Here is a 22589-nt window from a genome sequence, read left to right as displayed (position 1 = left end):
CCCACAGGTACAGCGCTAGTCTCAAGGCCAGCGCTGTACCTGTGGGAGCGGGCAAGCCCGCGAAGAGGCCAGTAAGACGTACGACTTTTCATCAACTCAAACCCAAGGCTTCAGTCGGAGCAGCTTGGGAATTATCCTACGAGCCGTGTGGAAGCTGCTCTGTTGTAGGGGAAATGCCCCAGGGATAACGTCGTTGGGTCGCCATTCATGGTGATCGGGTGTGAGAACCCGAACGATGTTGAACGGGCTTCCAGTCATGGCAGCCTACGTGGGCAGGTTTCGGCCTGGCCGGGTTCAATGTCCTCGGTTTCTCACCCCGCGTATGGCTGCCACCCCTTGTCCGTGAGAAAGACGAGTTGGTGGTTCAATCAACGACATTGGATTCCAACCATGACCAAGCACGATCTTGATACTGCTCATCCAGGCAACAGCAGCACAGTGGGTAAAGAAACCTGCATGGACCTGTTCCGCGTCCAGGCCAACATCCCCTTCAATCATGCCTTCTCCGAACTCTCCGTCATGCTCGGCTGCATCAATCACCTGACAACCGAAGCCGAGATGGAAAATGACCGGTTAGCGGGTAGTGCAGCCAGAATCCTCAGTGGCTTTGCCAAAGCACTGATTGATGACATTGAGCTTGGACTGAACAGGGCTTCAGTTCAGGTTTGAACCGTACCGGCCTCTTCGCGGGCACGCCCGCTCCCACAGGTACAGCACAAGCCTCAAAGCCTACGCTCTCCCTGTGGGAGCGGGCGTGCCCGCGAAGAGGCCCGCACAGGCGCCGAAAATGCCAGCTTGATTCCGCTCAGTGCCGTTTATCCAACCCTGATCTACGCTAACAGTCGCATCCCAAGAATCATTTGCGCGCAAGCAAGGAGCCTGCATGACGTTGATGCGTCCGCTGTTGGTCGTTTGCCTGGGGCTGGTGTCCCTGCTGTCAGGCTGTAGCAAGGAAGAAACAACCGAAACGCTGCCACGTGTTGGCGTACAGCAGGTGGCCCCGACCGATTTCGCTGCCAGGGTCACCCTGACTGGCGACGTACAGGCGCGGGTGCAGACCGATCTGTCGTTCCGTGTGGGCGGCAAGATCATTTCGCGTAGCGTCGATGTTGGCGACCACGTCAAGGCCAACCAGGTGCTGGCGCGCCTGGACCCTAAAGACCTGCAGAACAACGTCAATTCGGCCAAGGCCGAAGTATTTGCCGCACAAGCGCGGGTTACCCAGACCAGCGCCGCCTTCGTGCGCCAGCAAAAGCTGCTGCCCAAGGGTTACACCAGCCAGAGTGAATACGATTCCGCCGAAGCCGCGCTGCGCAGTAACCAGAGCGCGCTCAAGGCCGCCCAGGCAGAGCTGGCCGATGCCAATGAGCAATTGAGCTACACCGCGCTGGTGTCCGAAGCCGATGGCGTGATTACCGAGCGCCAGGCCGAGGTCGGCCAGGTGGTGCAGGCGACCATGCCGATCTTCAGCCTGGCCACCGACGGCGATCGCGATGCAGTGTTCAACGTCTATGAATCGCTGCTGGTGGCGCCACCAAGCGATGTCGGGGTAATCGTCAGCCTGCTGGATGACCCCAAGGTCCAGGCTCACGGCTACGTCCGCGAGATCACCCCTACCGTGTCGGCACAAAGTGGCACGGTGCAGGTCAAGGTGGCACTGAAGGACGTGCCACCTGGCATGCAGCTTGGCGCGCCGGTCACTGCCAGCACCAATGCGGTGGGGCGGCCAAGCATCGAGCTGCCATGGTCGGCGTTGACCAAGGCGCTGCATGAGCCTGCAGTCTGGGTGGTGGGCGAGGGCGACAAGGTCGAATTGCGCAAGGTCGAGGTCAGCCGCTACCTGACCGGCAAGATCGTGGTCGCCAGCGGCCTGAAGGCTGGCGAGACCGTGGTGGTCAACGGCAGCCAGTTGCTGCACCCCGGCATGCAGGTACAGAAGATCGCAGCCAATGCCGAAGGGGGTGAGCTATGAAGCGCCAGCTGCTGATGCTGTCGGCCGGCGTGCTGCTGGCTGCCTGCGGTAGCGAGGAGCAAGCGCCCGAGCCGATCCGGCCGGTGCTGTCGGTCAAGGTGGAGCCACAGGTGCAGTCGCAGCTGGGCCGCTTCGCCGGCCTTATCGAGGCGCGCTTTGAAAGCACCCTGGGCTTCCGGGTTTCCGGGCGCATTGCCCGGCGTTGGCTGGATGTGGGCGCCCTGGTCAAACCGGGCGACACCCTGGCCACGCTCGACCCCACCGACCAGCAGAACCAGCTGCGCGCCGCCGAAGGCGACCTGGCCAAGGTGCAGGCACAGTGGATCAACGCCCAGGCCGATGCCCGCCGCCAGCAACAGCTGTACGACCGTGGCGTTGGCGCCCAGGCCCAGCTGGACATCGCCCAGACCAACCTGAAAACCACCAGTGCGGCGTTGGAGCAGGCGCGCTCTGCGCTCAGCCAGGCCCGTGACCAGCTCGACTACAGCACGCTGCGTACCGACCACGCCGCAGTGATCACCGCCTGGCAGGCAGAAGCTGGGCAAACCGTAACCGCTGGGCAAGCCGTGGTGACCCTGGCCCGGCCAGATGTGAAGGAAGCGGTGATCGACCTGCCGATTGGCCTGGCCGAGCAGTTGAACAAAGGCCTGACCTTCACCGTTGCCTCGCAGCTAGACCCCACCATCAACACCACCGCCAGCCTGCGCGAACTGGAACCCCAGGCCGACGCCACCACTCGCACGCGCCGCGCCCGGCTTACCTTGGCCAGCACACCTTCAGCCTTCCACCTGGGCACCGCCATCAGCGTTACCCTGAGTTCGGAAGTGAGCCCTCGCAGCGAACTGCCCTTGAGTGCCTTGCTCGAGCGTGATGGCAAGACCCAGGTGTGGGTGATCGACCCGCAACAGAAAACCGTGGCCACCCGTGACGTGGCCCTGATTGACCGCACCGCCGACAGCATTGTGCTGACCTCTGGCGTGCAGCCCGGCGAGCGTGTGGTTACCGCAGGTGTGAACAGCCTCAAGCCTGGCCAGAAGGTCGCCTTCGACGAGGATGCGCAATGAAAGGAAGCTTCAACCTGTCCGAATGGGCACTCAAGCATCAATCGTTCGTCTGGTACCTGATGTTCGTTGGCCTGCTGATGGGGATTTTTTCCTATTTCAACCTCGGCCGTGAAGAAGACCCGTCGTTCACCATCAAGACCATGGTGATTCAGACCCGCTGGCCCGGCGCGACCCAGGACGAAACCCTGTACCAGGTCACCGACCGTATCGAGAAGAAGCTCGAGGAACTCGACTCCCTCGATTACACCAAGAGCTACACCCGCCCGGGCGAGTCCACGGTGTACGTGTACCTGCGCGACACCACCAAGGCCAAGGACATCCCGCAAATCTGGTACCAGGTGCGCAAGAAGATCTCCGACATTCGCGGCCAGTTCCCTGCGGGCATCCAGGGGCCCGGCTTCAACGATGAATTCGGCGACGTGTTCGGTTCGATCTACGCCTTTACTGCCGACGGCCTGACCCTGCGCCAGCTGCGCGACTACGTGGAGCAGGCGCGCGCCGAGGTGCGCGATGTACCTAACATCGGCAAGATCGAGTTGGTCGGCACCCAGGACGAAGTGCTGTACCTGAACTTTTCGACCCGCAAGCTGGCTGCCCTGGGCATCGACCAGCGCCAGGTCATGCAGGCCCTGCAGTCGCAGAACGCGGTAACCCCTGCCGGGGTGATCGAGGCCGGCCCCGAGCGCATTTCGGTACGCACCACCGGGCAGTTCGCCTCGGAGAAGGACCTGCAAACCGTCAACCTCAAGATCAACGACCGCTTCTTCCGCCTGGCCGACATCGCCGACATCCAGCGCGGCTACGTCGACCCGCCGTCACCGATGTTCCGCTACAACGGCCAGACCGCCATCGGCCTGGCCATCGGCATGAAGGCCGGCGGCAACATGCAGGTATTTGGCGCGGCGTTGAAAAAACGCATGGACCGGGTGGTCGAAGACCTGCCGATCGGCGTCGGTGTCCATACCGTGTCGGACCAGTCCGTAGTGGTCAAGCAGGCGGTCGGCGGCTTCACCAGCGCGCTGTTCGAAGCGGTGGTGATCGTGCTGGCGGTGAGCTTCGTCAGCCTTGGCATGCGCGCCGGCCTGGTGGTGGCCTGCTCGATTCCGCTGGTGCTGGCGATGGTGTTCGTGTTCATGGAATACAGCGGCATCACCATGCAGCGGATTTCGCTGGGTGCGCTGATCATCGCCCTGGGCTTGCTGGTGGATGACGCGATGATCACGGTCGAGGTGATGGTCACGCGGCTGGAGATGGGCGAGAGCAAGGAACAGGCGGCTACGTTCGCCTACACCTCGACGGCGTTCCCCATGCTGACCGGTACCTTGGTTACGGTGGCCGGCTTCGTGCCCATCGGCCTTAACGCAAGTTCGGCGGGTGAGTACACCTACACGCTGTTCGCGGTGATTGCGGTGGCGCTGATGGTATCGTGGGTGGTGGCGGTGTTCTTCGCCCCGGTGCTGGGCATGCATATTCTCAGCAGCTCCAAGCTCAAGGCCCATGAAGCCGAGCCTGGGCGCGTCGGCCGGGCCTTCGAGCATGGCCTGCTGTGGTGCATGCGCAACCGTTGGCTGACCATCATCGGCACCATCGTGCTGTTTGCCCTGGCAATCTTCTGCGAGCGCTTCGTGCAGAACCAGTTCTTCCCGTCCTCGGACCGCCCGGAAATCCTCGTCGACCTCAACCTGCCGCAGAACGCCTCGATCGAGGAGACGCGCAAGGTAGTCGACCGCTTCGAGGCACGGATCAAGGACGACCCGGACCTGGTGAGCTGGAGCACCTACATCGGCCAAGGCGCCATTCGCTTCTACCTGCCTCTCGACCAGCAGCTGCAGAACCCGTACTACGCGCAGCTGGTGATCGTCAGCAAGGGCTTCGAAGAGCGCAAGGGCATGATGGAGCGGCTGCAGAAGATCCTGCATGAAGACTTCATCGGTATCGGCGTCAACGTGCAATCGCTGGAAATGGGCCCGCCGGTAGGCCGGCCGATCCAGTATCGGGTCAGTGGTGCCAACATCGACGAGGTGCGCAAGCACGCCATCGACCTGGCCACCTTGCTCGACCAGAACGAGCACATCGGCGAGATGATCTATGACTGGAACGAGCCGGGTAAGGTGCTGCGCGTGGAAATCGCCCAGGACAAGGCACGTCAGCTGGGGCTGTCGTCGGAGGACGTGGCCAATGTGATGAACAGCATCGTCAGCGGCGTGGATATCACCCAGGTCAACGACAACATCTACCTGGTTGACGTGGTTGCCCGCGCCGAGGACAGCGAGCGTGGCTCGCCCGATACCCTGCAGAACCTGCAGATCCTTACCCCCAACGGCACCTCGATCCCGCTGCTGTCGTTCGCCACCGTGCGCTACGAGCTGGAGCAGCCGCTGGTATGGCGCCGCGATCGCAAGCCGACCATCACCATCAAGGCCTCGGTCAACGGCGACATCCAGCCCACCGACCTGGTGGCCCAACTGAAGCCGCAGATCGACGAGTTCGCCAGCAAGCTGCCGGTGGGCTTCGAAGTAGCCACAGGTGGTACGGTGGAGGAGAGTGCCAAGGCACAAGGGCCGATCCGCAAGGTCATCCCGTTGATGCTGTTCCTGATGGCGACCTTCCTGATGATCCAGCTGCACAGCGTGCAGAAGCTGTTCCTGGTTGTCAGCGTGGCGCCGCTGGGGCTGATCGGCGTAGTGCTGGCGCTGGTGCCGACAGGGACGCCGATGGGCTTCGTGGCAATCCTCGGCATCCTTGCGCTGGCGGGCATCATCATTCGTAACTCGGTGATCCTGGTGACCCAGATCGACGAGTTCGAGGCTCAGGGCTTTTCGCCGTGGGATGCTGTGGTAGAGGCCACCAACCACCGGCGCCGGCCCATCCTGCTGACTGCGGCAGCGGCGAGCCTGGGCATGATCCCGATTGCCCGCGAGGTGTTCTGGGGGCCGATGGCCTACGCCATGATTGGCGGGATCATTGTGGCGACCTTGCTGACGCTGCTGTTCCTGCCGGCCCTGTATGTGGCCTGGTACAAGATCCGCGAGCCACAGAAACATTCCTGAAACCTTGCACTGAGCCCTGTGGGAGCGGGTTTACCCGCGAATGCGATGATGGAGCCACCGCCGCATTCGCGGGTGAACCCGCTCCCACAGGGCCTTCTGTCGCCTTCAAGATCGCCTTTCAACTTTGGTTATATAAACATTCTTAAACAGTATTTTTAAGAATAACCCCGCCTCACTACTATTGCCCTCAAGCCAGGCAATTACCCCCCTTCAAACCCCTGCCCGGCATCTCACTCCAAGGAGAACGAGCATGAGTGCATCTCTGCGCAGCATCGACGGTCAGGACGAAGCCACCATTCTGCGGGAAATCCAGAGCGCCCTGCGCGACCTGCGTTTCGGTGCGGTGGAGATCACTGTGCACAACGCTCAGGTCGTACAGATCGAGCGCAAGGAGAAGTTCCGCCTGCAACAGCCGGGTAACAAGGCCGGCTGAGCGCGCCACAACATTCAAAACTAGAAAAATGCCAATCGGGAGCTTCACCATGTCCATCCGCCGTTATGCGCTCGCCGCCCTGGCCAGTGCTGTTTTTGCCGGTTCCGCCATCGCCAAGGACTACGAACTACTGAACGTGTCCTACGACCCGACCCGCGAGCTGTACCAGCAGTACAACGCCGAGTTCATCAAGCACTGGCAGCAGGCCCACCCAGGCGACAAGGTGAAGATCCAGCAATCCCACGGCGGTTCGGGCAAGCAGGCCCGTGCGGTAATCGACGGCCTGCGCGCCGACGTGGTGACCTTGGCCCTGGCTGGCGATATCGACGAAGTCGCCAAGCTCGGCAAGACCGTGCCGGAAAACTGGCAAACCCGCCTGCCGGATGCCAGCACTCCGTACACCTCGACCATCGTGTTCCTGGTGCGCAAGGGCAACCCGAAAGGCATCAAAGACTGGGGCGACCTGATCAAGAAGGACGTCTCGGTCATCACGCCTAACCCGAAAACCTCCGGCGGTGCGCGCTGGAACTTCCTCGCCGCCTGGGCCTATGGCCTGAAGAGCGGCGGCAGCGAAGACAAAGCCAAGGCCTACGTGCAGGAGCTGTTCAAGCATGTGCCGGTGCTGGATACCGGCGCCCGTGGCTCGACTATCACCTTCGTCAACAACGGCCAGGGCGACGTGTTGCTGGCGTGGGAAAACGAAGCCTTCCTGGCATTGAAGGAAGACGGTGGCGCTGACAAGTTCGACATCGTCGTGCCGTCACTGTCGATCCTCGCCGAGCCGCCGGTGGCGGTGGTGGACAAGAACGCCGAGAAGAAGGGCAATACCGAGATTGCCACCGAATACCTCAAGCACCTGTACAGCCCGGCCGGGCAGAAGATTGCCGCCGAGAACTTCTACCGCCCGCGTGACGAAAAGGTCGCTGCTGAGTTCGGCAAGCAGTTCCCGAAACTGGAGCTGGTAACCATCGACAAGGACTTTGGTGGCTGGAAGACCGCACAGCCGAAATTCTTCAATGATGGCGGTGTGTTCGACCAGATCTATCAGGCACAGTAAGGGCCACGGAAAAGCGGGGGCCGCCTTGCGGCCCTATCGCGACACAAGGCCGCTCCCACAAAGAGCCGCGATCCCCCCTGTGGAACCGCGATCGCTGTGGGAGCGGCCTTGCGTCGCGAAAGGGCTGCAAAGCAGCCCCAGGATTCAGAAGCCTGCACCAGCCCCGGATCGATACTGGGCCAAGTGCATTCAACCAGGGATATTTATGTCACGTCGCATTTCCCCCGTCATACCCGGCTTCGGGCTGACGCTGGGCTACACCTTGGTGTACCTCAGCCTGATCGTGCTGATACCGCTGGCGGCCATGTTCATCCATGCCTCGCAGCTGACCTTCGAGCAGTTCTGGAACATCATCAGCGCGCCGCGGGTGATCGCCGCGCTCAAGCTGAGTTTCGGCACTGCCCTGTTCGCCGCCATCATCAACGGCGTGATCGGTACCCTGCTGGCCTGGGTGCTGGTGCGCTACACCTTCCCTGGGCGCAAAGTCATCGATGCGATGATCGACCTGCCGTTCGCCTTGCCCACCGCCGTCGCCGGTATCGCCCTGACCGCCCTGTACGCGCCGGCCGGCTGGGTTGGCCAGTTCGCCACCGACCTGGGCTTCAAGATCGCCTACACCCCGCTGGGCATCACCCTGGCGCTGACCTTCGTCACCCTGCCGTTCGTGGTGCGCACGGTGCAGCCGGTGCTGGCCGATATCCCGCGTGAAGTGGAAGAGGCCGCCGCCTGCCTGGGCGCCAAGCCATTGCAGGTGTTCCGCCACATCCTGGCGCCGGCCCTGCTGCCGGCCTGGCTCACCGGCTTTGCACTGGCCTTCGCCCGTGGTGTGGGCGAGTATGGTTCGGTGATCTTCATTGCCGGCAACATGCCGATGAAGACCGAGATCCTGCCGCTGCTGATCATGGTCAAGCTCGACCAGTACGACTACACCGGCGCGACCGCCATCGGCGTATTGATGCTGGTGGTTTCCTTCATCCTGCTGCTGCTGATCAACCTGCTGCAGCGCCGTATCGAAACCCCTTGAAGGAGGCCGGCATGTCCAGTTCATCCCTGAGTGCAAGCGCCGCCGCCAACGCTGCCCGACGAGGCAGCGCGACTTCGCGGCGTATCCTGATCGGCCTTGGCTGGCTGGTGTTCGCGCTGTTCCTGCTGCTGCCGCTGGTGATCGTGGTGTCGCAGGCGCTGAAGAACGGTTTTGGTACCTTCTTCGAAGCGATCTTCGAGCCCGACGCCTTGTCGGCACTGAAGCTGACCCTGCTCGCCGTGTTCATATCGGTGCCGCTGAACCTGGTGTTCGGCGTTAGCGCCGCGTGGTGCGTGAGCAAGTACACGTTCCGTGGCAAGAGCATCCTGGTCACCCTGATCGACCTGCCGTTCTCGGTGTCGCCGGTGATCGCCGGCCTGGTCTACGTGCTGATGTTCGGCGCCCAGGGCCTGTTCGGGCCGTGGCTGCAGGACCACGACATCCAGATCGTGTTTGCCCTGCCGGGCATCGTTTTGGCAACCATCTTCGTCACCGTACCGTTCGTGGCCCGTGAGCTGATCCCGCTGATGCAGGAGCAGGGCACGCAGGAGGAAGAGGCCGCACGCCTGCTCGGCGCCAACGGCTGGCAGATGTTCTGGCACGTGACCTTGCCGAACATCAAATGGGGCCTGATCTACGGCGTGGTGCTGTGCACCGCACGGGCCATGGGCGAGTTTGGCGCGGTGTCGGTGGTGTCGGGCCACATTCGCGGCGTGACCAACACCTTGCCGCTGCACGTGGAGATCCTCTACAACGAGTACAACCACGTTGCGGCCTTCAGCGTGGCCAGCCTGTTGCTGATCCTGGCGCTCTTCATCCTGCTGCTCAAGCAGTGGAGCGAGAACCGTATTAACCGCCTGCGCCACAGCGCCGCGGAGGAATGATTCATGTCGATCGAAGTTCGTAACGTCAGCAAGCGCTTCAACAGCTTCCAGGCCCTGGACAACATCAACCTGGACATCAACAGCGGCGAGTTGGTGGCTTTGCTCGGCCCGTCCGGCTGCGGCAAAACCACCTTGCTGCGCATCATTGCCGGCCTGGAAACCCCGGACCAGGGCAATATTGTGTTCCATGGCGAGGACGTGTCCGGCCATGATGTGCGCGACCGTAACGTTGGTTTCGTGTTCCAGCACTACGCGCTGTTCCGCCACATGAGCGTGTTCGATAACGTTGCTTTCGGCCTGCGCATGAAGCCCAAGGGTGAGCGACCGAGCGAAAGCAAGATCGCCGAGAAGGTGCATGAACTGCTGAACATGGTGCAGCTGGACTGGTTGTCCGACCGCTACCCCGAGCAGTTGTCTGGCGGCCAGCGCCAGCGTATCGCCCTGGCCCGCGCGTTGGCGGTAGAGCCCAAGGTGTTGCTGCTGGACGAGCCATTCGGTGCGTTGGATGCCAAGGTGCGCAAGGAGCTGCGCCGCTGGCTGGCGCGGCTGCACGAGGACATCAACCTGACCTCGGTATTCGTCACCCACGACCAGGAAGAAGCCATGGAAGTGGCCGACCGCATCGTGGTGATGAACAAGGGCGTGATCGAGCAGATCGGCTCGCCGGGCGAGGTGTACGAGCAGCCAGCCAACGATTTTGTCTACCACTTCCTCGGTGATTCCAACCGCCTGGCCTTGAGCGAAGGGCACCATGTGCTGTTCCGCCCGCATGAGGTGTCGCTGTCGCGGCATGAGACCGAAGGCCACCATGCAGCCGAGGTGCGCGACATTCGGCCGTTGGGCGCGACCACGCGGGTGACCTTGAAGGTGGAAGGGCAGAGCGAGCTGATCGAGGCCGAGGTGGTCAAGGACCATGACAGCCTGACCGGGTTGGCACGGGGTGAGACGTTGTTCTTCCGGCCGAAGGTTTGGCAGAAGGTGGCGGATATCTGAGCCGTTTATGCTGATGAAAGCCCAGGGTTGGTCCTGGGCTTTTTTATGCCTGTGAGATTGCCGGGGCTGCTTTGCAGCCCTCGCGGCAATCTCATGCCTTGCGCGAATATTTTGCATGCCCGCAATGCATCGCCTTTAACCTGCCCAGCCACAGCCCGCGAAATCCGTGGGCTTCCCACAACCTACCAAAACCAATATTCATTTAAGTTATAACTATAATTTTAAACATTACTTTATGGGATAAGACCCTGAGCCCGATGATTCAGCCACACACCTGAATCGAGACCCCAGGAGTTTGATCAATGGGTAATGTCCAGTCGGCCGTCAGGGCCTACGACCAGCCATGGCACCCGGCCCCGGGTGACCTGGTCGAGCTTGGACGCACGCTTCGCCTGCCGCTGGGCCAGCTGCGCCTGCAACGCACGCCCGTCAGCGGGCTCAAGCGCCGCGACAAGCTGGCGCTTGGCCTGCTGGTGCTGGCGCTGCACGGCGCTGCCGCGTACTGGGTCAGCCAGGCGCCAACGCCCGAGCTGCCGGTGGTGCCGCCGCAGGTGCCGCCCATGACCATCGAGTTTGCCGCGCCGGCGCCGCCTGTGGTCGAGCCACCGCCGCCAGCCCCTGCACCGCCCGTGGTCGAGCCGCCGCCACCACCTCCAGTCGTCGACGAGCTTGCCGCCAAGCCCAAACCCAAACCCAAACCAAAGCCCGTGCCCAAGCCGGTGGTCAAGCAAGCGCCGAAACCGCAGCCCAAGCCGGTCGAGGCGCCACCGCCAGCTCCGGTGGCCGCGCCGGCACCCCCTGCGCCCGCACCACCGGCGCCGGCCCCGGTCACGCCAGCCTCGGCCAACGCCGCGTACCTGAAGAACCCGGCGCCGGAATACCCGCAGATGGCCCAACGGCGAGGCTGGGAGGGCACCGTGCTGTTGCGCGTTGAGGTACTGCCCAGCGGTAAGCCCGGGCAGATCCAGGTGCAGAAGAGCAGTGGCCGCGATGCCCTCGATGCCGCCGCACTGGCTGCGGTCAAGCGCTGGAGCTTCGTCCCCGCCAAGCAGGGCGACGTGGCGCAGACCGGCTGGGTCAGCGTGCCGATCGATTTCAAGCTTCGCTAATTTTTTCGCAGAACACAGGAAGACATCATCATGAGCCTGCTGGCATCCCCCCTCGAATCCGTTGAAAGCGCAGTCATCTGGCTGCTGGTTGGTTTCTCTGTCGTCACCTGGGGCCTGGCCCTGGTCAAGGTCGTGCAGTTTGTGCGGCTGAAGAACCAGGACAAGCGCTTCCACCAGCAGTTCTGGGCCGCCTCCAGCCTGGACTCGGCCGCAGAAATCAGCCACGAACTGCCTGGCCCGGCTGCACGCGTTGCCCAGTCGGGTTACGCAGCCATCGCCGTCGGTGACAGCCATAGCAATGACCTGAGCCATGCCATCAACCATCAGGACCGCCTGGAGCGTGCCCTGCGCCAGCAGATCGTGCGTGAACGACGCTCACTGGAAACCGGCCTGGCAGTGGTCGCCAGTATCGGCAGCACCTCGCCCTTCATCGGCCTGTTCGGCACCGTATGGGGCATCATGGAAGCGCTCAAGGGCATCAGCGCGGCCGGCTCCGCCAGCCTGGAAACCGTGGCCGGGCCAATCGGTGCAGCACTGGTGGCAACGGGTGTGGGTATCGCCGTCGCGGTGCCGGCGGTGCTGGTCTACAACTATTTCCTGCGCCGCCTGAAGCTGACTGCGGCCGACCTGGATGACTTCGCCCACGACTTCTACAGCCTGGCGCAGAAGAGTGCCTTCCGCGTGCTGGTGCACCCTGCGGTGCACAAGCCCCAAGCCGGTTTCACCCAGCCGGTGAAGGAGGCGTCCTGATATGGCCTTTTCGACCCAGGACAGCGACGAAGTCCTAAGTGAAATCAACGTCACGCCGTTGGTGGACGTCATGCTGGTACTGCTGGTGGTGTTCATCGTCACCGCTCCTCTGCTGACCAACGCCATCCCCATCAACCTGCCTAAGACCGAGGCCGTGGCCCCGGTGGAGCAGAAGGACCCGTTGGTGGTCAGCATCGATGGAGAGGGCAAGCTGTTCATCAACAAGGACCAGATCCAGCCCGACCTGCTGGAAACCAACCTCAAGGCCGCCAAGGACAAGGACGCGGATGTGCGCGTGCAGCTCCAGGCCGACGACGGCGTGAACTACGGCGAAGTGGCGCGGGCCATGGCGGCCATCGAACGTGCGGGGATCAACAAGCTGGCGGTGATTACCGCCCGCTGATACCTGGCAAACCTCTTCAGGCAAGTGCTTGTGGGCCATATCTCCTTGGCAGGGGGTTGGCCCTTTTTTTTTGTATCCAAGGTTCACGCGAACCCTGTGGGAGCGGCCTTGCGTCGCGAAAGGGGCGCGAAGCGGCCCCCCAGGACTTTATTGCCACTGCACATATTGCCGGGGCTGCTGCGCCGCCCCACGCGACGCAAGGCCGCTCCCACAGGGACCGCATAGCGCTCAGGATGTTGATTTTGGTTATTAATAAATAGCTTCTTATTCCTTTACGAATATAACTCCCTTCCTATACTTGTCTCCAAGCACGCAAACTTACTGGAGGCGTCCCCATGCGCAATGAGTCGATCCGTTACCTGATTGTGCCGGGCTGGCAAGGATCGCCAGGCAACCATTGGCAAAGTCACTGGCAGCGCACCCTGCCCAACAGCACGCGGGTCGAGCAGCACGACTGGCTCACCCCGCAACGCCAGGATTGGGTGCAGGCGCTGGAGCAGGCGATTGCCGCCGAGCGCTCGCCGGTGATTCTGATCGCCCACAGCCTGGGCTGCATCACCGTCGCCCATTGGGCTGCACAAGCCTGCCCGGTCTTGCTGCGGCAAGTACGTGGAGCGCTGCTGGTGGCCCCCGCAGACGTCGAGCGGCCCACCTGCGCGCCGGCCCTGCGCAACTTCGCGCCGATCCCGACCGAAACGCTGCCGTTCCCCAGCCAGGTGGTCAGCTCGGACAACGACCCAGCCGTGAGCGTACCGCGCGCGTTGTACCTGGCTCAGGCCTGGGGCGCCGAAGCGGGGCTGCTGAGTAACGCCGGGCACATCAACGTCAAGTCCGGCCATGAGCGCTGGGAACAAGGTTTCGCCTACCTGTATCGCTTGCAGAGCCGGGTTGAGCAGCGCGCACTGCGCCGCGCCTGATCGCCCTTACTGTTTACCGTTTGCCTGACGCCCGGCCATTGCAGGCCTGGGGCGGGAGTTCGTCATGACCTTTCAAAACCCGTTTGGCCAGCCGCTGCTGACCTTCCCCGAACTGGACAAGAGCCCGCTGAGCATCCGTGCCAAGGCCCTGGTGTTCATCGACCCGCGTTCGCAGCAGCTGCGCGAGGACCTTGAGCGCCTGGCGCCGCAACCTCTGCCGGTGCTGATCCGTGGCGAGACCGGTACCGGCAAGGAGCTGCTGGCCCGGCAGATCCACCGTGCCAGCGACCGTGCTGGGCTGTTCGTGTCGGTCAACTGCGCGGCTATCAGCCCTACCTACGCCGATGCCGAGCTGTTCGGCTACAGCGCCGGCAGCCAGGGCGGCACGGCCAGCAGCCGCGCCGGCTGGTTCGGTTCTGCCAATGGCGGCACGCTGTACCTGGACGAGATCGCCGACTTGCCGCTGGCCATCCAGGGCAAGTTGCTAGCGGCCCTGGAAAACCGAGAGGTCACCCGAGTAGGTGCGCAGCAGCCACAGCCGGTGGATGTGCGGCTGGTGGCGGCTACCAGCATCGACCTGGCACGGGTGGTGCGCGCGGGGCGCTTCAACGAGCGGCTGTACCAGTACCTGCGCGAAGGTGCGCTGGAACTGCCACCGCTGCGCGAGCGGCCGGGCGATATCCTGCCGCTGGCCGAGTACTTTGTGGGTATCTACAGCGTGCGCCTGCAGCGCCCTGTGCCACTGGTCAGCGAAGCCGCGCAGCGGGTGCTCGAAGCCCACCCTTGGCCCGGCAACACCCGCGAACTGGAGAACGTCATCCACTTTGCCTTGCTGGTGAATGACGGCGCAGAGATCCAGCCGGAGGACCTCGACCTGCTCAACCCCGCGGGCTAGACATGGCTCATAAGCAAAGTGGCTGGTTGCGGTTGTTTTTGGAATAAGTAGCTAAGTAAAAGATATTGTTACGGAATAAAAAATCTAGGTATTGTCCGCCTCACGCCCACTGGTGAACCGGTTGGGCAGCCGATTCGCCATCGCCGATGGCCCAGATTCAGAACAAGGACCACCATGAAGAAGACCCTGCTGACCACTGCCCTGGCCGCTGCCCTGTCGTTCTCCGGCCTGGCCGCCGCCGCCGAGAAACTGGTGGTTGCTGCTACCCCGGTACCGCACGCCGAAATCCTCGAACTGATCAAGCCGACGCTGGCCAAGGAAGGCGTGGACCTGCAGATCAAGGTCTTCACCGACTACGTGCAGCCGAACGTGCAGGTGGACCAGAAGCGCCTGGACGCCAACTACTTCCAGACCCTGCCGTACCTGCAGAACTTCAATGAAGGCAAGGGCACCCACCTGGAAACCGTGGTTGGCGTGCACGTCGAACCGTTCGGTGGTTACTCGAAGAAGGTCAAGAGCCTGAGCGAGCTGAAAGAAGGCGCCAGCGTTGCCATCCCTAACGAAGGCAGCAACAGCGGCCGTGCCCTGCTGCTGCTGCAAAAGGCTGGCCTGATTACCCTGAAGGACCCGAAGAACGCCTTGGCCACGCCCAAGGACATCGCCGAGAACCCGAAGAAGCTGAAGTTCCGCGAGCTTGAATCGGCCATGCTGCCGCGTGTGCTGGACCAGGTTGACCTGGACATGATCAACACCAACTACGCCCTGGAAGCTGGCCTGAACCCGGCCAAGGATGCGCTGGTGATCGAAGGTGCCGATTCGCCGTATGTGAACTTCCTGGTTGCCCGCCCGGACAACAAGGACAGCGAAGCGATCCAGAAACTGGCCAAGGCGCTGACCAGCCCGGAAGTTAAAGAGTTCATCGCCAAGAAGTACCAGGGTGCGGTGCTGCCGGCGTTCTGATGCGCTTGCAGTGATTTGATTCTGGGGCTGCGCAGCAGCCCCGGCAATCTCAAAGGTTACGCGGTAGCCAGCTCAGCAAGAACTCATTCACCACCCGCGGGTTCTCCAGGCTGGAGATATGCCCCGCAAACGGAATCTGCGCTGCCAGGCAGTTGATCAGTTGTGCCATCGCGTTGGACTCTTCCGGCGGCCGAGGGATGTCCTGGTCGCCGCACATCACGATGGTGCGCTCGCCTGGCAAGCCCGCGAGCCTGTCCAGCAGGTCGGGCCGCCCGAAAATGATGCGGCCCATGGGGTCCAGGCTGTTGCGGATGGTTTCGGCGCTGGTTGCTTTCAGCGCTGCACGGAACTGATCACGAACCTCTGGCACTGTCTGCCCACCGGCATGGAAGAATATCGGCACAATGATGTCGAGCAGGGCGTCGCTGAACTCCCCGGCGGCGCTGGCTGCATCCAGCAGGGCAAAATACTTTTGCCGGGTGGCTTCAGGTTCGGCACCGAGGTAGGTGTCCATCAAGACCAGGCGGTCGAAGCGCTCAGGGTGCTCGCTGGCCAATGGCGCTCCCCACATGCCGCCGACCGACAAACCCACCAGGTGGCATTTGCCGATATCCAGCTTGTCGAGCAACGCCAGGTGCTGGCGAACCAGGTCAGCCATGCCCTTGGTGCTGGCCGGCGGGGCGTCGGAGCCGCCGTGGCCCCACAACTCGGGCACGATCACGCGAAAATGTTGCGACAGCGCGTCGATCTGCGGCTGCCACATGGCGGCAGACCACAGGTAGCTGTGGCCAAGCAGCACCGGGAAGCCTTCGCCCTGGTCGATGTAGCTCATACGGGCGCCGTCGATCTCGATGAAGTTTCTTTGCATGAATCAATTCTCGCCTGAAAGGAACTGCAGGCTATCGGGCATGCGCCGGTCTTGTGCAGTTCAAGTATGTGTTCATTGGCCTGGTACAAGCCTGAGTGTGCTCTGCGCCGGGATCACCCCCATCTGCGCCTTCTGGTACTGCCCTTGCACGTACCCCTCGGCCTGATCCGAGTAATGCCGATCAAATGGCACGCCACTCTGACCGACCGGGTTGCTGGTCAGCGCCTGCCCGGCATCGGCAAAGTCGATCAACCGTCGCGTCGACGGCCCATAGGTCACCGGCCAGGGCGCCGGGCCGATCTTCGCCGACAGGTTGTTCGGTACCTCGTGGGTACCAGGCGCCGCAAACGGCCCCACGTTGAACAGCAGGTTCAGCGGCTTTTTCACCCCAAGCGGATGGTTATGGGTCAGGGTGTGGGCCTTGCCCCACTGCCAGCTGGCTGGGTCGTTGCCCAGGGTGTCGCGCAGGTGCTTCAAGCTGTTCTGCCAGGCCATGCGTACGATGGCGGTACGGTCGGTACGCTGGTTGCCACCGCGGGTGTTCCACCAGGGTGAATTGGCATTCGCTGCCAGGCGCGGCAAGGCGGCATCGATGGCACGGGTGCTGATCAGCACCGGGAACCAGGTGTCGCCCAGTTCGTCATGCAGCGCCGCGAACGCCAGTTCGTAAAGGAACTGATTGAACAGCGTGGCGCTGGTCGAGTCCAGCGGGTAGTCGCCAGCCCAGGCCGCCAGTTGCTCGACCAGTTCCTTTTCTTCGTCACCTTCGGCCACCGCGCGCAGGGTTGCCAGCAGCGGGGCGAGGGTGCGCGGGCCGTGGTCGCTGGCAGTGTCCAGCTGCAGTGCCTGGCTGTTCTGGGTGTCCCACTTCACCTCTGGGTTGGCCAGGTGGCGGTCGAGCTGGCGGCCCCGGTCAGGCAGGTTGTAGTAACCCGGTATCGGCACTGTAGCTGGCGGCTGGTAGTTGGCCGAGACGATATAGCCACGCGCCGGGTTCTCCTGCTGCGGGTTGACGCTGAACGGGTAGAAACCGAGCTTGTCGGCCTGCGCGCTGGTACCGTCGAGGATGAACGCCGGGTCGACGCCGTCGGGGCGGATCGGCAGCTTCGCTGCGGCCCACCAGCCGATATCACCACGGGCGTTGGCCCAGACAAAGTTCAGCCCCGGCGCTTGGACCTTGGCCGCGGCTTCGCGCATCTTGCCCAAGGTGTCGGCGCGGTTGAGCTGGTAGAAGCCATCGAGAATCGGGTTTTCGGTTTCAAGGAACGCCCACCACATGGCGATTGGCGTAGGCCCTGCAGTGGCGCCCAGCACATCGTTGACGATCGGCCCATGGGGCGAGCGGCGCAGGCTGAGGGTGACCGGCTGCTCGCCCTTGACGGCAATTGTCTGCTCGGTCTTTTCCAGCGCCTGCCATTTGCCATCGACCATGACCTGGTTGGCGTCGGCCGGGTTGGTGCGTTCGGCGATCAGGTCGACGTCATCGTTCTGGAACATGGTCAGGCTCCAGCCGAAATCGCGGTTGTGGCCGAGCATGGCGAACGGGTTGAGCGCCTGGAAGTAGCCATACAGGTTGAAGCCTGGCGCCGACAGCTCGGCCTCGTACCACACCGCCGGCAGCGCGAAACCGATGTGCGGGTCGCCGGCCAGCAGCGGCTTGCCACTGCGGGTGCGGCTACCCGCGACTGCCCAGGCGTTGCTGCCTTCGAACTGCGGGATGCCGGCGTCGCCCAGCGCCTCATGGCTGAGGCGGGCGAGGGACTCCAGGCTTTGCCAGTCGGCTGCGGCCAGAGGTGTGCCCAGCGCGCCCTCGGGCTGCCAGCCAAGGTCGAAGATGTTCAGGTAGTCAGGGCCTAGCTGGTCGCGGATGTAAGTCAGCGCCGGTTCGGTGCGGAACGCGGCGGCAAAACTGTAGGCCAGGTAGCCGGCGATGCTCAGGGTGTCTTCGGCGGTGAACGGGCGTGGGGTGATGCCGAGCAGGTCGAACTCCATGGGCTTGGGGTGGCTGGCCTGCCAGCTGTTCACACCGTCAAGGTAGGCCTGCAGGGCCTGCCAGGCAGGTGACTGGTGGTCCTGTCGCTTGGCCATCAGCGCAGCCTGCTCGCGAATACGCAGGCTGCGGAACAGGGTGTCGGTGGGCAGCAGCTTGTCGCCCAGCACCTCGGCCAGCTCGCCACGGGCCAGGCGGCGCAGGATCTCCATCTGGAACAATCGGTCCTGGGCATGCACGTAACCGAGGGCGCGGTACAGGTCTGGCTCGCTCTGCGCCTGCAAGTGCGGCACGCCGCGGGCGTCGTAGCGCACGCTGACCGGTGCCTGCAGGCCAGCCATGGCCACCTCGCCCGCGCGTTGCGGCAGCTTGCCCTGCACGTACCAGTAACCGGCGCCGGCGGCCACGGCAACCACCACGGCCAACAGGGTCAGGCTGCGCTTCATGGGGACTCCTTGTGCATTCGTCATCCGGCCCAAGGACAATAGCAGCCCACCGCCAGTGTGTTGAAGGCGGTGACCTGGCGACCGTCGAGCAAGGCCTTGAGGATGGGCTCGATGAAGCTGTTGCTGGCATTGCACACTGCGCCCTCGCTGTAGGGGCCGAAGTAGGCGAGGTGCCCTTGCCGGTCCCAGATGGCCACGGCTGGGGAGGCGGGCAGGTGTTCGCTGCCGGGCAGGCTGGCCAGTGGCTGGAGGGCGTTGAGGTTGGCCGGCAACTGGCCGTGGCTGCCGGGCTTTTGCAGCACATGGAAGCTCACGCCCTTGTTGGCGAACTGGCTGACCAGGTCGCCCAGGTGCTGCTGGTTGCCGACATTGCACGGGCAGGCCGGGTCCCAGAAGTGCACCACGCGGATCGGGCCGGGGCCGGCCAGCTCTGGGGGCAGTTGCAGTTGGCTGCCGTCGAATAGGGTGGCCTGGTTGTCGAACGGGCGCTGGTAGCGGGCCTGGAAGGTGGTATAGGCCTGCCAGACCAGAGCTGCGCAGAGCAGCAGGGCGAAAACGACGGCTATCTGTTTGACGATCTTGTTATTCATGAGGAGACGCGGGCCCTTTGTGGGAGCGGCCTTGCGTCGCGAAAGGACCGCGCAGCGGTCCCGGCAATTTCTGCGGCGAAGCTGAAAGCCGGGGGCCTCTTTGCGGCCCTATCGCGACGCAAGGCCGCTCCCACAATTAGATCGGTACTGATTGAACGATGTGAGCAAGCTTGCCACGGCGCCGGCCAGAGCTGAAGATTCCAGATCAATACTTGCTTCAATGTGGATGTACCCGATGCCCGCTGCCTTTCACCCCGACCACCTGCGCACCAGCCTCGCGCCGTTGAGCGCTCGCCAGCCGCTGTCGGCGCAGGCGCAGGACTACCAGCGCTTCTATGGCCTGAACCTGCCGGCACACAGCTGGCTGGGTGGCTTTCAGGCGGCGGGGTTCGACCTGGTCGGGCAGGCCTGGCTACCCGAGCAGCCAAGCGCGACGCTGTTCCTGCTGCACGGCTATTACGACCACATGGGCCTGTACCGGCATGTGATCGATTGGGCGCTCAAGCAGGGTTTCGCGGTGATCAGCTGCGACTTGCCCGGCCATGGCCTGTCCAGCGGCGAGCGGGCCAACATCAGTGATTTCGCGGTGTACCAGCAGGTGCTGGAGGCTTTGTTCGAACAGGCGCGCACGCTGCAACTGCCGCGCCCATGGCACCTGTGCGGGCAGAGCACCGGCGGTGCGATTGCCGTGGACCACCTGCTGCACCAGGGTGTGCGCAGCCCCATCGATGGCCAGGTCATCCTCTTGGCACCGTTGGTGCGGCCACGCTCCTGGCGCTGGTCGAAGTTCAGCTATCGCGTGCTGCGCCACTTCGTCAACGGCATTGAACGGCGCTTCAGCGAGAACACCAATGACCCGGCCTTCCTGCCGTTTCTCGAAGCCGACCCGCTGCAACCACGCCAGCTGCCGACCGCCTGGGTAGGCGCATTGATCGCCTGGGTCAAGCGCATCGAGGCCGCGCCGCGCAGTACGCGGCAGCCGTTGATCGTGCAGGGGGAGGCCGATGGCACTGTGGACTGGCCCCATAACCTGGAAGTGCTCAAGGCCAAGTTCGCCGAGCCGCAGATCCTGATGCTGCCCGAGGCGCGCCACCACCTGGCGAACGAGCTGCCGGGCATTCGCCAGCGCTACTTCGACTTCATCGACCAGCGCCTGGGCTGATTACTTAAGGTCGTTGCTGCTCTGGCCAACCGCCAGGCCGGCGCGGACGGCGGCCAGTGCGGCCTGGTAGTACGCCTTGCCTTCGGGCGACTCGGCAAAGGTGGCGAACTCTTCCAGTTCGGCGTCGGACAGGTCGCGGTAGACGTACAGCAAGGTGTTGTTGAGATCTTCGCCAATCTGGCCCATCAAGCGCTGGCGCTGGCCATCGAGCAGGCCTTGGGCCTGGCCGCCGCCGAACAGGCCGGGGATCATCGAGCTGAGGCTGTCGGCCGCCACGCCGGCAATGGCCAGGCTGACTTCGGCACCGGCTTCGCGTGCCGGCAAGGCCTGGGCCAGGTGGCCGATGATCAGCAGGCGGTCATCGCTGGCCTGGATCTTCGGCAGGCCCTTGGCGTTTTTGGCCAGTTCGTCCTTGCGCGTGGCCTTGAGTTCGGCCGCAACCACTTTGCGCCCCAGTGGCGACTGGAAAAACGCCAGGGCCGGTGCCGGGTTGGCCAGGCTGGCGCGCAGCTTTGCCTGGGCACGGCGGTCCACCGCCTGGGCCTGGAAGCGCTGGTTGCTGTTGTTGACCAGCGCCTGGTACACGGCGGGCGGCAAACTGTTGCGGTAGCGCGCCTGGGCGGCGGTCAGGGCATCGTTGAAGTGGGCGCGCTGGTCGGGCCAGCCGGCGGCCTTGTACAGTTGATCCAGGTTGTCTGCCCAGACAGGCATGGTGCAGATCATCAGCAGAATCAGGGAAAACAGACGGCGCATTCAGGACTCCTGTCGGCAGGTGGCTATTGTCCTTGGCCCGGCGCCGGTTTGTCGAGATATCCGCGTGTTTCTCGGCCAAGTGGCGCTGTGCGCCGACAGGGCGAATGGATATGATGCGCGCCATGCACACTTCCCCCGAAAACCCGATGCTTGCGGCCGTCGTCGACGATCTGGCCACCCATGGCTGGTCCCAGCAGGCGCTGTTTCTGCCTGCCGACCTGGTGCGCGCGCTGGCGGCCGAATGCCGGCGCCGTGATGCCGAAGGCGAACTCAACCCCGCGGGGGTTGGGCGCGGTGATGCCCAGGAAGTACGCGAGGCCATTCGCGGCGACCAGATCCAGTGGATCGACCCTGGCCAGGCCGCGGCCTGCGATCAGTACCTGGCAGCCATGGACCAGTTGCGGCTGACCATCAACCAGGGCCTGTTCCTCGGCCTGGAAGACTTCGAGTGCCATTTTGCCCTGTACCCACCCGGGGCGTTCTATCGCCGGCATTTGGACCGCTTCCGCGACGATGACCGGCGCATGGTGTCGGCGGTGCTTTATCTCAATGAAGGCTGGCAGCCGCAAGATGGTGGGCAATTGCGCATGTTCCTGGCGGACGGTGTCGAGCACGATGTCGAGCCTGTAGCGGGCTGCCTGGTGGTGTTCCTGTCGGGCGAAGTGCCCCACGAAGTGCTGCCGGCCGGGCGTGAGCGGCTGTCGTTGACTGGCTGGTTCCGGCGCCGTGGCAATGACCCGTTCTGACCTGCCCAAGGTGCTGGTCAGCGCCTGCCTGCTGGGGCAACCGGTGCGCTATGACGGCCGGGCCAGCGGCCACCCCGACCTGCTGCAGCAGTGGCAGGCCGAAGGGCGTGTGGTGCCGTTGTGCCCGGAGGTAGCCGGTGGCTTGCCGACCCCGCGCCCGCCAGCGGAGATACCGGGCGGGCAGGGTGGTGCGGTGCTTGACGGTGATGCACAGGTACTGACGGTGACGGGCGAGGATGTCAGCGCCGCGTTTCTGGCCGGGGCGCAGTTGGCGCTGGATCTGGTGCGCCGGCATGGCATTGGCGTGGCGGTGCTGAAGTCGGGCAGCCCTTCGTGTGGCAACCGCGTGACCTATGACGGCACGTTCAGTGGCGTGAAGGTGGCGGGGGAAGGGGTGACCACGGCATTACTGCGGCGGGCCGGGGTGCAGGTGTTCAGCGAGTTGGAGCTGGATCAGGCGGAACAGGCGCTGGCTGGGCTTTCAGCTTAAGCCTGTACCGGCCCTTTCGCGGGTTCACCCGCG

The 22589-nt window shown here is 63.6% G+C and carries 22 protein-coding genes; 18 read left to right on the top strand and 4 right to left on the bottom strand.

Features of this window, described 5'->3' with window-relative positions; genetic code table 11:
- Nucleotides 1-390: 390 nt before the first annotated feature.
- The 15 genes from ABE456_RS05865 to ABE456_RS05795 all read left to right on the top strand — a co-directional run bounded on the left by ABE456_RS05865 (nt 391) and on the right by ABE456_RS05795 (nt 15511).
- Nucleotides 391-669, top strand: a complete 279-nt coding sequence (locus ABE456_RS05865) for a DUF3077 domain-containing protein (protein WP_346643110.1) — start codon at nt 391-393, stop codon at nt 667-669.
- A gap of 214 nt (nt 670-883) precedes the next feature.
- Nucleotides 884-1972, top strand: a complete 1089-nt coding sequence (locus ABE456_RS05860) for an efflux RND transporter periplasmic adaptor subunit (protein WP_346643109.1) — start codon at nt 884-886, stop codon at nt 1970-1972.
- Entirely contained in the window at nt 1969-3036 is a 1068-nt protein-coding gene (locus ABE456_RS05855; protein ID WP_346643108.1) for an efflux RND transporter periplasmic adaptor subunit, read from the top strand. Before ABE456_RS05860 ends, ABE456_RS05855 begins: the two co-directional genes overlap by 4 nt.
- A complete protein-coding gene (locus ABE456_RS05850; protein WP_346643107.1) occupies nt 3033-6086 on the top strand; it encodes an efflux RND transporter permease subunit in 3054 nt (1017 codons plus the stop codon). The genes ABE456_RS05855 and ABE456_RS05850 overlap by 4 nt, the downstream gene beginning before the upstream one ends.
- Before the next feature lie 250 nt (nt 6087-6336).
- The gene (gene oscA, locus ABE456_RS05845; RefSeq protein WP_016712582.1) at nt 6337-6519 is read left to right on the top strand and encodes a sulfur starvation response protein OscA; all 183 of its coding nucleotides are present in this window, start codon (nt 6337-6339) and stop codon (nt 6517-6519) included.
- A 49-nt stretch (nt 6520-6568) separates the two neighbouring features.
- Nucleotides 6569-7576, top strand: coding sequence for a sulfate ABC transporter substrate-binding protein (locus ABE456_RS05840; RefSeq protein ID WP_346643106.1), 1008 nt, complete (start codon nt 6569-6571; stop codon nt 7574-7576).
- Between the two features lie 205 nt (nt 7577-7781).
- The gene (gene cysT, locus ABE456_RS05835; RefSeq protein ID WP_346643105.1) at nt 7782-8600 is read left to right on the top strand and encodes a sulfate ABC transporter permease subunit CysT; all 819 of its coding nucleotides are present in this window, start codon (nt 7782-7784) and stop codon (nt 8598-8600) included.
- An 11-nt stretch (nt 8601-8611) separates the two neighbouring features.
- The gene (gene cysW, locus ABE456_RS05830; RefSeq protein WP_346643104.1) at nt 8612-9484 is read left to right on the top strand and encodes a sulfate ABC transporter permease subunit CysW; all 873 of its coding nucleotides are present in this window, start codon (nt 8612-8614) and stop codon (nt 9482-9484) included.
- Between the two features lie 3 nt (nt 9485-9487).
- A complete protein-coding gene (locus tag ABE456_RS05825; RefSeq protein WP_019098644.1) occupies nt 9488-10477 on the top strand; it encodes a sulfate ABC transporter ATP-binding protein in 990 nt (329 codons plus the stop codon).
- 302 nt (nt 10478-10779) lie between these two features.
- Entirely contained in the window at nt 10780-11586 is an 807-nt protein-coding gene (locus tag ABE456_RS05820; protein WP_346643103.1) for an energy transducer TonB, read from the top strand.
- Between the two features lie 30 nt (nt 11587-11616).
- Nucleotides 11617-12336, top strand: coding sequence for a MotA/TolQ/ExbB proton channel family protein (locus ABE456_RS05815; protein ID WP_346643102.1), 720 nt, complete (start codon nt 11617-11619; stop codon nt 12334-12336).
- A gap of 1 nt (nt 12337) precedes the next feature.
- Entirely contained in the window at nt 12338-12739 is a 402-nt protein-coding gene (locus ABE456_RS05810; protein ID WP_346643101.1) for a biopolymer transporter ExbD, read from the top strand.
- A 335-nt stretch (nt 12740-13074) separates the two neighbouring features.
- Nucleotides 13075-13656: an alpha/beta hydrolase gene (locus tag ABE456_RS05805; RefSeq protein WP_346643100.1), complete on the top strand. Its 582-nt coding sequence runs from the start codon at nt 13075-13077 to the stop codon at nt 13654-13656.
- 64 nt (nt 13657-13720) lie between these two features.
- Entirely contained in the window at nt 13721-14551 is an 831-nt protein-coding gene (locus ABE456_RS05800; protein ID WP_346643099.1) for a sigma 54-interacting transcriptional regulator, read from the top strand.
- Between the two features lie 174 nt (nt 14552-14725).
- Nucleotides 14726-15511: a MetQ/NlpA family ABC transporter substrate-binding protein gene (locus ABE456_RS05795; RefSeq protein WP_346643098.1), complete on the top strand. Its 786-nt coding sequence runs from the start codon at nt 14726-14728 to the stop codon at nt 15509-15511.
- Between the two features lie 49 nt (nt 15512-15560).
- On the opposite strand, the gene ABE456_RS05790 is transcribed toward ABE456_RS05795, so the two are convergent.
- From ABE456_RS05790 to ABE456_RS05780, 3 genes are all read right to left on the bottom strand, one after another.
- Nucleotides 15561-16379 (bottom strand): alpha/beta fold hydrolase, encoded by an 819-nt coding sequence (locus ABE456_RS05790; protein ID WP_346643097.1) that lies wholly within the window; start codon nt 16377-16379, stop codon nt 15561-15563.
- Nucleotides 16380-16451: 72 nt separating this feature from the next.
- The gene (locus tag ABE456_RS05785) at nt 16452-18815 is read right to left on the bottom strand and encodes a penicillin acylase family protein (RefSeq protein ID WP_346643096.1); all 2364 of its coding nucleotides are present in this window, start codon (nt 18813-18815) and stop codon (nt 16452-16454) included.
- 20 nt (nt 18816-18835) lie between these two features.
- The gene (locus ABE456_RS05780) at nt 18836-19405 is read right to left on the bottom strand and encodes a DUF6436 domain-containing protein (RefSeq protein WP_346643095.1); all 570 of its coding nucleotides are present in this window, start codon (nt 19403-19405) and stop codon (nt 18836-18838) included.
- Between the two features lie 235 nt (nt 19406-19640).
- On the opposite strand from ABE456_RS05780, the gene ABE456_RS05775 reads away from it, so the two are divergent.
- On the top strand, nt 19641-20567 hold the full coding sequence (locus ABE456_RS05775) for an alpha/beta hydrolase (RefSeq protein WP_346643094.1): 927 nt from the start codon (nt 19641-19643) through the stop codon (nt 20565-20567).
- Here the strand turns inward: ABE456_RS05775 and ABE456_RS05770 are convergent, their stop codons facing one another.
- Complete coding sequence (locus ABE456_RS05770; RefSeq protein WP_346643093.1) at nt 20568-21320, bottom strand: DUF2059 domain-containing protein; 753 nt, start codon at nt 21318-21320, stop codon at nt 20568-20570.
- A gap of 113 nt (nt 21321-21433) precedes the next feature.
- Between ABE456_RS05770 and ABE456_RS05765 the strand changes: the two genes are divergently transcribed.
- Complete coding sequence (locus tag ABE456_RS05765) at nt 21434-22066, top strand: 2OG-Fe(II) oxygenase (protein ID WP_346643114.1); 633 nt, start codon at nt 21434-21436, stop codon at nt 22064-22066.
- A complete protein-coding gene (locus tag ABE456_RS05760) occupies nt 22053-22556 on the top strand; it encodes a DUF523 domain-containing protein (RefSeq protein WP_346643092.1) in 504 nt (167 codons plus the stop codon). Before ABE456_RS05765 ends, ABE456_RS05760 begins: the two co-directional genes overlap by 14 nt.
- Nucleotides 22557-22589 lie beyond the last annotated feature (33 nt).

This window comes from Pseudomonas sp. TWI929 (assembly GCF_039673335.1).
Taxonomy (GTDB): Bacteria; Pseudomonadota; Gammaproteobacteria; order Pseudomonadales; family Pseudomonadaceae; genus Aquipseudomonas.
Note: the sequence above shows the minus strand (reverse complement) of the source record. Positions and strands in the feature narration are given on the sequence as shown.

Coding starts and splice junctions, on each gene's coding strand:
- ABE456_RS05790 (WP_346643097.1), bottom strand. CDS start 16,379: ATGCAAAGAAACTTCATCGAGATCGACGGCGCCCGTATGAGCTACATC.
- ABE456_RS05860 (WP_346643109.1), top strand. CDS start 884: ATGACGTTGATGCGTCCGCTGTTGGTCGTTTGCCTGGGGCTGGTGTCC.
- ABE456_RS05815 (WP_346643102.1), top strand. CDS start 11,617: ATGAGCCTGCTGGCATCCCCCCTCGAATCCGTTGAAAGCGCAGTCATC.
- ABE456_RS05810 (WP_346643101.1), top strand. CDS start 12,338: ATGGCCTTTTCGACCCAGGACAGCGACGAAGTCCTAAGTGAAATCAAC.
- ABE456_RS05820 (WP_346643103.1), top strand. CDS start 10,780: ATGGGTAATGTCCAGTCGGCCGTCAGGGCCTACGACCAGCCATGGCAC.
- ABE456_RS05785 (WP_346643096.1), bottom strand. CDS start 18,815: ATGAAGCGCAGCCTGACCCTGTTGGCCGTGGTGGTTGCCGTGGCCGCC.
- cysW (WP_346643104.1), top strand. CDS start 8,612: ATGTCCAGTTCATCCCTGAGTGCAAGCGCCGCCGCCAACGCTGCCCGA.
- ABE456_RS05855 (WP_346643108.1), top strand. CDS start 1,969: ATGAAGCGCCAGCTGCTGATGCTGTCGGCCGGCGTGCTGCTGGCTGCC.
- ABE456_RS05770 (WP_346643093.1), bottom strand. CDS start 21,320: ATGCGCCGTCTGTTTTCCCTGATTCTGCTGATGATCTGCACCATGCCT.
- cysT (WP_346643105.1), top strand. CDS start 7,782: ATGTCACGTCGCATTTCCCCCGTCATACCCGGCTTCGGGCTGACGCTG.
- ABE456_RS05775 (WP_346643094.1), top strand. CDS start 19,641: ATGCCCGCTGCCTTTCACCCCGACCACCTGCGCACCAGCCTCGCGCCG.
- ABE456_RS05840 (WP_346643106.1), top strand. CDS start 6,569: ATGTCCATCCGCCGTTATGCGCTCGCCGCCCTGGCCAGTGCTGTTTTT.
- oscA (WP_016712582.1), top strand. CDS start 6,337: ATGAGTGCATCTCTGCGCAGCATCGACGGTCAGGACGAAGCCACCATT.
- ABE456_RS05800 (WP_346643099.1), top strand. CDS start 13,721: ATGACCTTTCAAAACCCGTTTGGCCAGCCGCTGCTGACCTTCCCCGAA.
- ABE456_RS05795 (WP_346643098.1), top strand. CDS start 14,726: ATGAAGAAGACCCTGCTGACCACTGCCCTGGCCGCTGCCCTGTCGTTC.
- ABE456_RS05760 (WP_346643092.1), top strand. CDS start 22,053: ATGACCCGTTCTGACCTGCCCAAGGTGCTGGTCAGCGCCTGCCTGCTG.
- ABE456_RS05865 (WP_346643110.1), top strand. CDS start 391: ATGACCAAGCACGATCTTGATACTGCTCATCCAGGCAACAGCAGCACA.
- ABE456_RS05805 (WP_346643100.1), top strand. CDS start 13,075: ATGCGCAATGAGTCGATCCGTTACCTGATTGTGCCGGGCTGGCAAGGA.
- ABE456_RS05780 (WP_346643095.1), bottom strand. CDS start 19,405: ATGAATAACAAGATCGTCAAACAGATAGCCGTCGTTTTCGCCCTGCTG.
- ABE456_RS05850 (WP_346643107.1), top strand. CDS start 3,033: ATGAAAGGAAGCTTCAACCTGTCCGAATGGGCACTCAAGCATCAATCG.
- ABE456_RS05825 (WP_019098644.1), top strand. CDS start 9,488: ATGTCGATCGAAGTTCGTAACGTCAGCAAGCGCTTCAACAGCTTCCAG.
- ABE456_RS05765 (WP_346643114.1), top strand. CDS start 21,434: ATGCGCGCCATGCACACTTCCCCCGAAAACCCGATGCTTGCGGCCGTC.